General features: G+C 33.3%; 11 protein-coding genes. 9 read left to right on the top strand and 2 right to left on the bottom strand.

Features of this window, described 5'->3' with window-relative positions; genetic code table 11:
- Positions 1 to 222 precede the first annotated feature (222 nt).
- The 3 genes from H3T54_RS05635 to H3T54_RS05625 all read left to right on the top strand — a co-directional run bounded on the left by H3T54_RS05635 (position 223) and on the right by H3T54_RS05625 (position 3,683).
- Complete coding sequence (locus tag H3T54_RS05635) at positions 223 to 1,311, top strand: RNA ligase RtcB family protein (RefSeq protein WP_198221376.1); 1,089 nt, start codon at positions 223 to 225, stop codon at positions 1,309 to 1,311.
- Positions 1,311 to 1,931 (top strand): peptide chain release factor H, encoded by a 621-nt coding sequence (gene prfH, locus H3T54_RS05630; RefSeq protein ID WP_198221374.1) that lies wholly within the window; start codon positions 1,311 to 1,313, stop codon positions 1,929 to 1,931. The genes H3T54_RS05635 and prfH overlap by 1 nt, the downstream gene beginning before the upstream one ends.
- 222 nt (positions 1,932 to 2,153) lie before the next feature.
- Positions 2,154 to 3,683 carry a tannase/feruloyl esterase family alpha/beta hydrolase gene (locus tag H3T54_RS05625; protein WP_198221372.1) on the top strand — a complete coding sequence of 510 codons (1,530 nt, stop codon included), beginning with the start codon at positions 2,154 to 2,156 and terminating at the stop codon, positions 3,681 to 3,683.
- Positions 3,684 to 3,754: 71 nt separating this feature from the next.
- On the opposite strand, the gene H3T54_RS05620 is transcribed toward H3T54_RS05625, so the two are convergent.
- Positions 3,755 to 4,120: a helix-turn-helix domain-containing protein gene (locus tag H3T54_RS05620; RefSeq protein ID WP_086358907.1), complete on the bottom strand. Its 366-nt coding sequence runs from the start codon at positions 4,118 to 4,120 to the stop codon at positions 3,755 to 3,757.
- 160 nt (positions 4,121 to 4,280) lie between these two features.
- On the opposite strand from H3T54_RS05620, the gene H3T54_RS05615 reads away from it, so the two are divergent.
- From H3T54_RS05615 to H3T54_RS05590, 6 genes are all read left to right on the top strand, one after another.
- Complete coding sequence (locus H3T54_RS05615) at positions 4,281 to 4,775, top strand: nuclear transport factor 2 family protein (protein WP_370527361.1); 495 nt, start codon at positions 4,281 to 4,283, stop codon at positions 4,773 to 4,775.
- Positions 4,776 to 5,287: 512 nt separating this feature from the next.
- A complete protein-coding gene (locus H3T54_RS05610; RefSeq protein WP_086358909.1) occupies positions 5,288 to 5,569 on the top strand; it encodes a PTS sugar transporter subunit IIB in 282 nt (93 codons plus the stop codon).
- Between the two features lie 24 nt (positions 5,570 to 5,593).
- Positions 5,594 to 6,964 carry a PTS ascorbate transporter subunit IIC gene (locus tag H3T54_RS05605; protein ID WP_198199839.1) on the top strand — a complete coding sequence of 457 codons (1,371 nt, stop codon included), beginning with the start codon at positions 5,594 to 5,596 and terminating at the stop codon, positions 6,962 to 6,964.
- A 116-nt stretch (positions 6,965 to 7,080) separates the two neighbouring features.
- The gene (locus H3T54_RS05600; protein ID WP_086358911.1) at positions 7,081 to 8,040 is read left to right on the top strand and encodes a carbohydrate kinase family protein; all 960 of its coding nucleotides are present in this window, start codon (positions 7,081 to 7,083) and stop codon (positions 8,038 to 8,040) included.
- A gap of 33 nt (positions 8,041 to 8,073) precedes the next feature.
- A complete protein-coding gene (gene fba / locus H3T54_RS05595; protein ID WP_232351527.1) occupies positions 8,074 to 8,934 on the top strand; it encodes a class II fructose-1,6-bisphosphate aldolase in 861 nt (286 codons plus the stop codon).
- Positions 8,935 to 9,150: 216 nt separating this feature from the next.
- Complete coding sequence (locus H3T54_RS05590; protein WP_110447896.1) at positions 9,151 to 11,484, top strand: TonB-dependent hemoglobin/transferrin/lactoferrin family receptor; 2,334 nt, start codon at positions 9,151 to 9,153, stop codon at positions 11,482 to 11,484.
- A 96-nt stretch (positions 11,485 to 11,580) separates the two neighbouring features.
- Here the strand turns inward: H3T54_RS05590 and H3T54_RS05585 are convergent, their stop codons facing one another.
- Complete coding sequence (locus tag H3T54_RS05585; RefSeq protein WP_198221366.1) at positions 11,581 to 12,159, bottom strand: hypothetical protein; 579 nt, start codon at positions 12,157 to 12,159, stop codon at positions 11,581 to 11,583.
- Positions 12,160 to 12,186: the final 27 nt, after the last annotated feature.

Here is a 12,186-nt window from a genome sequence, read left to right as displayed (position 1 = left end):
ATTTATACCCATTGTTTAAAGATAACTTGATATCGTTCAAGTAAAACCAATTATTGATAAATCGTATTGAGAGTGATCGTATTGTCACTGGATAAAATTAAACATTTCTTAACGATTAATGTTAAGTTGCATATGCGTTTTATTTGATGGGTTCATTTAAAAATTTGTCTTTAAACAGTATTGAAAAAAATAACAATAATATTTATTTAAATGGATTGATATATGGACAATTCTATACAGGTGCTATCAGATAAAACGTGGTTAATAGCATCTAAAAATACCTGGATCGAAGGTTTAGCAATACAACAATTACTGACAACAGCTAATTTACCTAATATGGTTAAAGTAATGGGGATGCCCGATCTTCATCCCGGCAAAGGCTATCCAATAGGCGCAGCATATTTAAGTCGTGAAATAATTTATCCGGCATTAATTGGTAGTGATATCGGCTGTGGCATGGGATTTTGGCAAACTGACATTAACCTTGCCAAATTGAGTATTGATAAGTTAGAAAAGCAAATAGGGAATATTGATTTGCCTGATACTCGTCACAAATATAATTTAGGTACTATTGGTGGCGGTAATCATTTTGCTGAAATTCAAAAAGTCAGTAAGATTTTTGATGCAACATTATTTAATCAATACCAACTTAATGCCAAAAAACTTTTTTTATTAGTGCATAGTGGCTCAAGAGGTTTAGGACATGCTATTTTGCAAAATCAATTATCACGCTTTGGTTATCAAGGCTTAGCAGATGATAGTGATGATGCATTAAGTTATATTGAAAAACATGATAATGCAGTTGCTTTTGCAAGATTAAATCGTCAAGTTGTGGCGGAAAGATTAATGACCAATTTGAATACTCAAGGCCATGAAGTACTTAATGTTTGTCACAATTTTTTACAAAAAGTCTCCATAGATAAACAGAGCTATTGGTTACATCGAAAAGGTGCATCGTCGGCAATGGATGAACTGGTGATTGTGCCAGGTTCACGAGGTGATTACAGCTATCTTGTCAAACCGATTCAACGAGATGATCTACTTATGTCATTAGCACATGGAGCTGGACGTAAATGGCGTCGAGCAGACTGTAAAGGTAAGTTGGATAATCGCTATTCAATGCAAGAACTCAAACGGACTAAACTAGGTAGTCGTGTTATTTGTGAAGATAGTAGCCTTATTTTTGAAGAAGCGCCGCAAGCTTATAAATCAATTGATAGTGTAATTGAATCAATGCAGCAAGCTAGTATTGTTAGTGTCATTGCACAATTGACACCAATATTGAACTATAAAACACAAGGAGGTCACTGATGGCTTTGTTGTTTTTTTCTTCTGCTAGAGGGCCCGATGAGTGTAGTTTAGCTGTTGCTAAAGCGGTAACGCAATTTTTAAAAGAGGCTGAGCAACAGTCACTAACCACTGAAATTATCGAAAGCGTATTGGGTGATAAACCCAATACTTTTCGATCAGTATTACTATCGATCGAAGGTGTTGAATGTGAACAATTAATTCAACGTTGGTTAGGTACAATACAATGGATCTGTCAAAGTCCTTATCGCCCAAACCATAAGCGAAAAAATTGGTTTTTGGGCGTAACTTGTTTAGCAAACCCGATGGAGTTAAATGACAATACCATTGAATTTACCACTATGAAATCATCTGGAGCAGGTGGTCAACATGTGAATAAAACTGAATCAGCGGTACGAGCAACACATTTAGCAACAGGAATTAGTGTTAAAGTACAAACCGAACGTAGTCAACATGCAAATAAACGGTTAGCTAAATTGTTATTGGCACATAAATTAGCTGAATATGCAGCTGAACAAACCCAGCAACAAAAAAATATCCGTCAACAATTTCACTATTCTATATTGAGAGGCAACAGCCAATTGGTCTTTTACGGTGAAAAGTTTCAGCAGAGAAAAGACTGAAAAAATAAATCCGTCGGTTCTATAACGGCGGATAATTTTGTTTAATTATTGTTTTAATTTAAGTTAATCTCTATAAATAATCTTAGGTATTAAATTACTATCGATAAGAGATATTCACTGATAGAAATAATCATGATTAATGTTGTTATTTATACGGCTAATGACTAATATTAATGATAACTAGTTTTATAAATTATATTTTTTGAGGATAGGAATGAGGATATGATGAAATACAGTTTATTGTTTTTATCGGTGTTAAGTTGTTTAGCATCTTCTGCTTATGCGACTTCCACGAAAGCTAATGTCGAAGAGCGTTGTCACGCATTGGCAAATTTGAAATTAGAGAATGCTAAAGTAGTAAGTAGCGAATTAATTGCCGATCGTTTTTCACCAAGTTCTAAATTAGCTGATACTTTAAGAGGCGCTAAAGCTAAAGAAATTGTTGATTTACCGCAGATTTGTCGCGTCGAATTATCCATAGAACCGGCTATTAATGTCGAAGTTTGGTTGCCGACTAATTGGAATCAACGATTACAAGCAATAGGTGGCGGTGGATATGCAGGATTTATACCATTTGATAAATTAGCCGTAGCTGCTAAAAATGGTTATGTTGCAGCTGCTACAGATACTGGACATACCGGTAATTTAGTTGAAGGCAAATTTGTCTTTAAAGATGGCAAATTACAGGCCGATTCGGTAACTGATTTTGCTTATCGCAGTGTACATGAGATGACAGTAAAAACCAAACAAGTCATAGTGTCATATTATGGTCAAGCTGCTAATTATGCATATTGGAATGGTTGTTCAACGGGTGGAAGACAAGGGCTAATGGAAGCACAAAGGTATCCGGCGGATTATGATGGTTTGTATATTGCAGCACCAGCGATCCATTGGGATAAATTTATACCAGCAGAAATATGGCCTCAAATTGTTATGCAACAAGAGCTAGGTAAACCGATCGATAGTGATAAACTGGAAAAAGTTAGAAAAGCGATTATTGAACTGGCTGATGAAAAAGATGGTATTAAAGATGGTCTAGTTAGTGATCCAGCAGCAGTAGATATCAGTGATGAATTGCTATATAAAGCAGGACTTGATAAGGATGAAGTTCGCACATTAAGAAAAATTTGGCAAGGACCAACAGATCAAAATGGCAAATCTTTATGGTTTAGCATTGAACCGACTGCACCACTTGATGTTTTAGCTAGTAATAAAGGACCTTTTCCTATTCCAGAGGATTATTTAAAGTATTGGATTAAACAAGATCCTAATTTTGACTGGAAAACCTTAGGTTACAGCGGTTTTGATAACTATTTTAATGAATCAGTAGAGTTATTCCGTCCAATAATGGGAACTGATAATGCCGATTTGAGTCAATTTAAAAAATTGGGTGGTAAAATGATTATTTGGCATGGCTTGAATGATCGCCTGATCGCACCAAAAGGAACAATTCAATATTATAATAATGTATTGAAGATTATGGGCGGTAAAGATTCAGTCGATGATTTTGCAAAACTTTACCTAGCTCCTGGTGTTGATCATTGTAATGGTGGTGATGGCCCAGATAACATTAATGGTTTTGAGTCGCTCGTTAATTGGGTTGAGAAAAAACAAGCGCCAAACAGATTAATTGCCCAAAAAATTGAAAATGGTCAGGTCACTCTACAACGTCCTTTATGCCAATATCCACAAAAAACGATTTATCAAGGTAAAGGGGATACTAATAATCCTGAAAACTTTGTTTGTCAGTAATTAAATCATTAGCTAACCAATATATTTGGTTAGCTTTTTTATCCTTTCAAAAATAACTATTCAAATAATGACTAATTTTGTCGTTTTCTCGCTCGACAAATCGCTTGATGATTTTCATCGGCCCACTGTATTAATGTATTCATTGGTTTAAGAAATGATATACCAAGTTCAGCTAGAGCGTACTCTACACGAGCTGGGACTTGTGCATAAACGGTTCGAGTGATATAACCATCTTTTTCTAGTCTTTTTAATGTCCGTGACAGCATTTGTCGTGATATATCGCCAATTTCTCTATGTAAAGAATTGAATCGCATAGCATTATGTTCTAATGATTTTAGAATTAACAGACTCCATTGATCGCCAATTCTATCGAGGACATCACGAATAGGACATGGATGGTCAAATTCAAATAGTTCACTTCTTGTCGTTTTAGTCATTGTCATAATTTTCGTTATCTAGTTTCCCTAAACAGATTAAGTCACATTGAGCTGACCTAGTCATGTTTATGTTACTTATTGTTTTATTTGGTTTTTATTGTTACCATTCAAGCGGTCTACATTATAGACTAATAACGCATTATAGATAGAGTTTATCTAAATTAAAATAGAAATTGGAGTTGGTATGAATATAATTAAAAAAAGCTTTGTTATTGGTATTTGTTTGTTGAGTTTTACTGGTATTGCCGTTGCAAAAGATCTAAAGCAAAGAAATCTCGCTCAAGAGGAAGAAAATCGTACACTGGTTATCAATTTTTATAATAACTTCTTTAATAAGCATCAAGTGGCTGAGGCAACTAAAACGTTGGCTGAAGATTATAAACAACATAATCCCTATGTCGCTAATGGTAGAACACCTGCGATTACGTATTTCGAAGGCTTCTTTAAGCAAAATCCGCAGTCAAGTGCTACTATAGTTCGTTCATCAGTAGAAGGCGATATTGTGTGGTTACATGTCCATTCTAAAATCAATAATGATGATCTTGGTAAAGCGGTAGTTGATATATTCCGAGTTAAAGATGGAAAAATAGTGGAACATTGGGATGTGATCCAAAATGTACCAGAGCAGGCAGAAAATAATAATACGATGTTTTAATGATTGATTCGATAACTTATAAGCGCCTTAATGGCGCTTTTTTCGTTCTTTTTAATTTTTTTAACTTTAAATATTAAGTAAAAATTTATTTGTCATTTCTATTTACGATCCAGCTATTTGTATTTTATATAAAAATCGCTGTTTTTTTGTGCTTTTGATGGTGTCTTTTTTGAACTAGATCACAAAAATAAGCGTTTTAACATTGAATAATTCAAATTATCACTTTTCTATTAGTTTAAATGAATTTTTAATTTATTAAAAATAATCATGATGTTAATTTTTTATATTGTCCTTTCAGTAACTTATTTTAGCTTCGATTTTATTATTATTTTGTGACTTGAATCACTCGCCGTATCAAACAGTGTGATATGTATCACGAATCGGTAAATTTTCATTATTTAATATAAAAATCAGCAAATAGCTTAATAAATAAGAAATTTGTAAGAAATTTATATTTTAGTTTTTTAGTAAAAACTCAATGTTAGGCAAAAATCGAAAAAAGGAGATTAGCAATGTTAAAAATTCGGACAGTATGTGGAAATGGTATTGGTAGTTCATTAATGGCGGCTAATCACGTAAAGAATATCTGTGCTACTTTGAATATCAAGGCTGATGTGGCGTCAATAGATTTTGCTAATGCCGAAGGTGAAAAAGCAGATCTATATGTGACCATTAAAGATTTAGCTAAACAATTTTCTGATCAATCAAAAGTTGTCATTATTCGTAGTTATGTCAATAAAAAGCAAATTGAGGAAGACATTAGTGAAAAATTACAGCAATTAGCTGAAATTTGATGTTTTTTCAAAGGAGATATTCTTATGCAATTGTTACTTTCATTTTTAACGGAGATTTTTAGTCAACCAGCTTTTTTAATGGGAATTATTGCTTTTGTAGGATTAGTTTGTTTGCGTTCTCCATTAAATAAACTTTTGACAGGAACTTTAAAACCAATTTTAGGTTACTTAATGTTAAGTGCTGGTGCTGGTGTAATTATTAGCAACTTAAATCCATTGGGTAGCATTATTGAAGCTGGATTTGGTATTCGTGGTGTTATTCCTAATAATGAAGCAATAGTATCGGTAGCACAAAAAGTTTTAGGTGTTGAAACCATGAGTATTTTGTTGCTGGGCTTTATTATAAATTTAATTATTGCTCGGTTTACTAAATATAAATATATATTTTTAACTGGTCACCATTCATTCTTTCTTGCCTGTTTATTTTCAGCTGTTCTACGCGCGGCTAAATTTGATGGTTGGGAACTCATTATTATTGGTGGTTTTTTATTAGGTTCATGGTCAGCGATTTCACCTGCAATTGGTCAAAATTACACAAAGCAAGTGACAGATGATGGCGGGATTGCCATGGGGCATTTTGGTTCGATTGGTTATTATTTATCTGCGTTTATTGCTAAAAGAGTCGGGGATAAAAATAATTCCTTTGCCGATACCGAAATATCTGAAAAATGGGGATTTTTACGAGATACAACTGTAACAACGGGTATCGTAATGGTAATCATATATATGTTTTGTAGCTTAGTTGCCGGAAGTGAATATATGGCTACTATTACCGAACAAAGCCCAATCATCTTTTCCATTCTGAGTGGTTTACAATTTGCGGTTGGTGTGGCTATTGTTTATAACGGTGTTAGATTAATTCTAGGTGATCTTGTTCCAGCCTTCCAAGGTATAAGTCAAAAACTTATTCCTAATTCAATACCGGCAGTCGATTGTGCTGTATTTTTTACCTTTAGTCCTACCGCTGTTGTCGTTGGTTTTATTTGTTCATTTATCGGTGGATTAATTGGTATGTTTATTTTAGGTGGAATGGGGATGGCATTAATTATTCCAGGTATGGTGCCTCATTTCTTCTGTGGCGGTACCTCAGGTGTATTTGCGGATAAATTAGGTGGCAAACGAGGTTGTATTATCGCATCTTTTATCGGTGGAATATTATTAGCGTTCTTGCCAGCATTATTATTACCTACATTAGGCGATTTAGGTTTCCAAAACTCAACTTTTGCTGATTTTGATTTTGCAGTTTGGGGGATCATCATTGGTAAACTATTTAATATTTTCGGTCAAACTGCTATCTATTTTATCTGTTTAATTTTAATCATTGTTCTTTGTGTGCCATTCTTCTTTAAATCTATCAAAGTTGTTGGTGATTCAAGAAATATAGACCAATCATAATTTGCGACTTCATGGTCGAGTAATTTTATTCTCAACCATGAGTTACTCATTATTTGCAATTAATGAATCTTAGTAAAAACAATTTTTATAGTTAAATGAATAATTAAGGATTAATTATGGCAATACTGACAATTGGACTAGCTTGTTATGATCAGTTTTATTTTACAACTAGTTATCCAAAAGAGAACAGTAAATCATTTGCTTATGATTTTATTGAAAGCGGTGGTGGCCCTTGTGCAAATGCGGCTTATTTATTGGGGCTATGGGGAGAAGATATTTACCACTTAGGACATTTGCATGATGATATATACGGTAACAAAATTGTCTCTGAATTTAAACAAATTGGCGTGAAAACTGACCAAATTATTTTTTCAGATGAGATGATTACGCCACTTGCTGCTATTACCGTCAATAAAGAAAATGGCTCGCGAACTATTATTACGCGAAAATTAAATACTCCACCATCAATAACGACTACCGAAAAAAATAAATTGAATCAGTTTATTCGATATTTACAAGAAAATAAGCGTGATTTAGTTATTCTCATCGATGGTCATGAACCAGAATTAAGTGAATATGTCATTAAACAATTACCTAATGTCAAAGTTGTCATGGATGCTGGATCGTTACGAGATAGTAATCTCTATTTAGCCAAATATACGGATTATCTAGTTGCAAGTGAAAATTTTGCACTTGCTTATGCCCATTTAGATGAATTTACAAATAAAAAGTCATTAGAGAGTGCATTGAAAAAACTAACATCAATAGCTAGAGGTTCGGCTTTTATAACATTAGGCGAAAAGGGATGTGCTTATATGGAAGATAAAAAAGTTAAAGTTAGCCCAAGCTTTCTTTGTCAATCAATTGATACGACAGGTGCTGGAGACATATTTCATGGGGCATTTTCCTATGGGGTAAGTTATGGTTGGAACATTGAAGAGATTATTTCATTTGCAAGTTTAACCGCAGCAATTTCGATTGAACGTAAAGGTGTTCGTAAAGCGATGCCTAATTTATCTGAAGTCAATAAAGCGCAACGTAGATTTGAAAGAAATTTGACTGAATATTTTAAATAACTAATTAATAAATAAAGGATTAAGAGGTAGATTATGTTAGTTTCAATGAAAGATATGTTAAATAATGCTTATCATGAACATTATGCTGTAGGACAATTTAATATCAATAATTTGGAATGGGTAGCTACAGTTTTAAAAACAGCAAAAGAGAATCGATCGCCAGCAATTCTTGGTGTATCAGGCGGTACAATAAAGCATATGTTGGGCTTTAATACTATCCATGCTATTGTCAAAAATGCAATGGATTATTTAGATATTGATGTACCTATTGCTTTACATTTGGATCATGGTCAAAGTTATGAATCTTGTTTTGCCGCAATTAATGCAGGATTCAGTTCAGTAATGTTTGATGGTTCGCATTTACCATTTGCAGAAAATCTCGAAATTACCAAACGTATAGTAGATTATGCGCACAAAAGAGGGGTTTCGGTAGAAGCTGAATTAGGGACTATTGCAGGAAGTGAAGATGGAATAGTTAATTCTCAAGTAATTTATGCAGATCCACATCAATGTTTAACCATGGTAAAAGAAACTAATGTTGATTGTTTAGCTGCAGCATTGGGCTCTACTCACGGTCTATATAAAGGAAAAGCTAAATTAGGATTTAATGAAATGCAGCATATTTCTAATTTAATAAAAATACCATTAGTGCTTCATGGTGGAACAGGAATTTGTGATGAAGATATGTTACATGCGATTTCTTTAGGGACAGCAAAAATTAATGTTAATACTGAAAATATGTATACGTGGTGTGTTGCTATTGGAAAATTATTTGCTGAACAAAAAGATCATGACATTAATGACCCTCGTAAAGTGATTAATCATGGATTAAGTCCGGTAGCAGAAAAAATAACAGAACGAATGAAATTATTTGGATCAGTTAATCGATATTAATCATTCCTTTTATTTAACGAAAAATAAAGCCATCTATCATGATGGCTTTTTTTATTAAAAATAATATTGGAAATTAAATAAATTTTATATTTTGCTGTTTATTTTTTGTTAAACCCAATATACTTGCCATCCCTCTCACATGGTAATGATAATCATTATCATTATTATTTGTGTGGTTAATTTAATTTAAAAATGCATTTTATGAAGGAATGAAATATGAATTATAAGAAGGTGAGTACCATAATGCTCTTTATGAGTTTTTCTCTTCAAGCTGCACCACAGCCTGAAGAGAATAAATTGTCTAACAATATAACAGAACAACAAAAAAATAATAAAAGCAAAACAGTTAATGAAGATATTGATGATGTCATGACAGTTATTGCTCGTTCGTCATCGCAGGATGAATTAAAAAAAATCAATAGTGTGATTGCTGGTCGTTCTACACTTTCTTCTGGTTTAATTGAACAAAAGCAAGCAGATAATGTCGCCGAATTACTTAATACCTTACCTGGTGTAAGTTCTGCTGGTTCGGTAAGGCCGGGAGGACAAACATTAAATATTTGGGGATTTGGTAAAGTTGAAGATGTCAAAATAATTGTTGACGGTGCTCAAAAAGGTTTCCAAAAATATCAACAAGGTTCGGTTTTTGTGGAACCAGAATTATTGAAACAAGTTGAAGTTAATAAAGGTCCACATGATGTCAAATTTGGTAATGGTGGATTTGGTGGTGTGGTTAAAATGGAAACTAAAGATGCCATTGATTTACTTGATCCAGATAAATATGTGGGAGGATTGCTTAAATATAGTTTTCATTCTAATAATCATCAAAATATGGAAACAGGCGCTGTCTATGGTCGTACTAAGAATAATTTTTTTGATGGTTTAGTATACTATACCAAGCGAAATAGCGGTAATTTTAAACGGCCAGATGGATCAAGGTTTGTTTTTTCTGAGGATGATATGGATAGCTACATGGGTAAGTTGAATATTAGACCTAATGAAGAGCACACTTTTACGTTATCAGGTATTCACTCTAAACGTGATTCTTGGCAACCGTGGGCGGCAAAATATGTCGAAAAAATGACGCCTCCTACAGCAGCACAGATAAAAAAATATGGTTATAAAGCTGCATGGTTAAGGAAATTGGTAAAAAGATACCAAACAGATGATTCAGCCCAATTTAAATGGAATTACCAACCAACTTATAATCCGCTCATTGATTTAACACTACATACTACATACTCTAAAACTAAACAACATGATAAGCGCCCAGCTAAATATAATCCAGTTTCTTCGTTAGGAACCATGGGTAATGAAAGTTGGGTCAGTTATACTGATAAAACGATTGAATTGGAAAATGTAAGTTTAATTAATATTGGTGATGTGAAGAACGCATTAAAGATTGGCACACAAGCTCATTTACATGATCGTGATACATTAATGTATTATAAGAATTATGAAAAAAAACCAAACTATCATCATGGTTATTTTCAACCAGCATATATGCCATCGGGTAAACAGCAAACTTATAGTTTTTATGTACAAGATGAAATTTCTGTTAGCAATTTTGTTTTAACGCCTAGCCTACGATATGATTATGTAAGAAATCATGGCACAAAAAATTATGCCTCCGCTTATAATGATCCTGATCCACGTTTTGGACATGATTATTCTCCGGTGACATATAGTGGTTGGACGCCACGATTTGGTACTTATTGGCAAGCAACCAATAATATTGGCTTTTTTGGTGACATCAGTTACGCATGGCAAGCGCCAACCATAGATCAAACTTATGAAGTGCAATTTACACCTAAAAATGGCGGAAGTGGTAAGATTACTGCGACGAGCCGTAATTTAGATAAAGAACGCGATTTATCAATTCGAATTGGTAATATTTTAGATTTTAATAATTTAATATTGGAAAACGATAAAATACAGGTTCGTAGTACGCTATTTAGGCAACGTGTCACTAATGAAATATTTGTTACTCGTGGCTTTAATGGATCGATTTGTGGGCCCAATAAATCATGTCCTTTAGGCCAATCTAATTATCGAAATCTTCCGGGTAAATTAATTGTGAAAGGCTTTGAACTTGAAGCATATTATGATAGTAAATATTGGTTTTCAAGTGCGACATATTCTATACAGAAAGGGGAACGAGATACCGCACCTCAAGCACCTTGGATGCATAACAAAACCTATGTAGCGACTATTGCTCCTCGTACAGCCACGTTAACTGCCGGATTTAAAATACCAGAATGGAATATAAGAGCCGGATGGAATGCTCAATTTGTCAGAAAACAGGATCGAACCGGGCATGAAGATAGAAATCATGATGGTTTACCTGATCTTGGTGCTTATTCATTAGGACCTTCATCAGGGTATTCATTACATAACTTATTTGCTAGTTGGCAACCAACCTTTTTACCAAAAGCAGAAGTTAAACTATCTGTAGATAATTTATTTAACAAGGATTATAGACTCTATCTTGGTGAAAATACTTATGGTATGGCACGTAACTTTAAAGCCAGTTTTTCTTATCGATTCTGATAATTAAGATATCGTTTTTTGCGATATTGATTAATTGTTTTTTATTCAAGACTCATAAAAGCCCTTATAAAGAAGGGCTTTGTTTTATATATTTTATTATTGGTTAAGATAATTTTTAATAAAATTGAATTTACGAGCTACATAAATCATATCTTGAAATTGTTGTTGGGCTGATTGATCCGTTTTTTCAATCCACGCTTTAATAATAGGATTATCTTTAAAAGATGGATCAGAAGCATAGGCGTATAAATAAGTTTCAATGATTTTAATTTCAGTAAATTTTAAATCGACTAAATAATGATAAGCAGCCAATAATCGCTGAAATAATTGCGCTGATTTTTCATTAGGTAATGAAATATGTTCATGTTGCATATTGGTAATTAATTCATTGATATAACTATTTTCATCAACATGATAAATTGTTCTGTTTAAAAGTATTTCTTCGGCTAATTTTTCAGCAAAGTCTTGAGTTATTTTAGCTTTTTGTTCTACCGTTAATCTTGAGTTGCTATTAATTGTTTTCTGTCCGTCTTCGATCGCTTTCATCGCTTCAATATCACTGCGTGAAGGGTTGAGATCAGGATCATATTTTATTACAGCAATAATTGCCGCAGTATTAACTAGAATTTTAGTTGCATCTAACAAAGTAGATTTATTGTTTATAATTTTAACCATTTTAATTCTCAAATTTTTATATTAATG

The organism is Gilliamella sp. B14384G10 (genome assembly GCF_016101685.1).
In the GTDB taxonomy this organism is placed as follows: Bacteria; Pseudomonadota; Gammaproteobacteria; order Enterobacterales; family Orbaceae; genus Gilliamella; species Gilliamella apis_A.
The sequence above is the reverse complement of the archived record's forward strand: the minus strand, read 5'-3'. Positions and strand labels throughout refer to the sequence as shown.

Coding starts and splice junctions, on each gene's coding strand:
- H3T54_RS05635 (WP_198221376.1), top strand. CDS start 223: ATGGACAATTCTATACAGGTGCTATCAGATAAAACGTGGTTAATAGCA.
- prfH (WP_198221374.1), top strand. CDS start 1,311: ATGGCTTTGTTGTTTTTTTCTTCTGCTAGAGGGCCCGATGAGTGTAGT.
- H3T54_RS05625 (WP_198221372.1), top strand. CDS start 2,154: ATGATGAAATACAGTTTATTGTTTTTATCGGTGTTAAGTTGTTTAGCA.
- H3T54_RS05620 (WP_086358907.1), bottom strand. CDS start 4,120: ATGACTAAAACGACAAGAAGTGAACTATTTGAATTTGACCATCCATGT.
- H3T54_RS05610 (WP_086358909.1), top strand. CDS start 5,288: ATGTTAAAAATTCGGACAGTATGTGGAAATGGTATTGGTAGTTCATTA.
- H3T54_RS05605 (WP_198199839.1), top strand. CDS start 5,594: ATGCAATTGTTACTTTCATTTTTAACGGAGATTTTTAGTCAACCAGCT.
- H3T54_RS05600 (WP_086358911.1), top strand. CDS start 7,081: ATGGCAATACTGACAATTGGACTAGCTTGTTATGATCAGTTTTATTTT.
- fba (WP_232351527.1), top strand. CDS start 8,074: ATGTTAGTTTCAATGAAAGATATGTTAAATAATGCTTATCATGAACAT.
- H3T54_RS05590 (WP_110447896.1), top strand. CDS start 9,151: ATGAATTATAAGAAGGTGAGTACCATAATGCTCTTTATGAGTTTTTCT.
- H3T54_RS05585 (WP_198221366.1), bottom strand. CDS start 12,159: ATGGTTAAAATTATAAACAATAAATCTACTTTGTTAGATGCAACTAAA.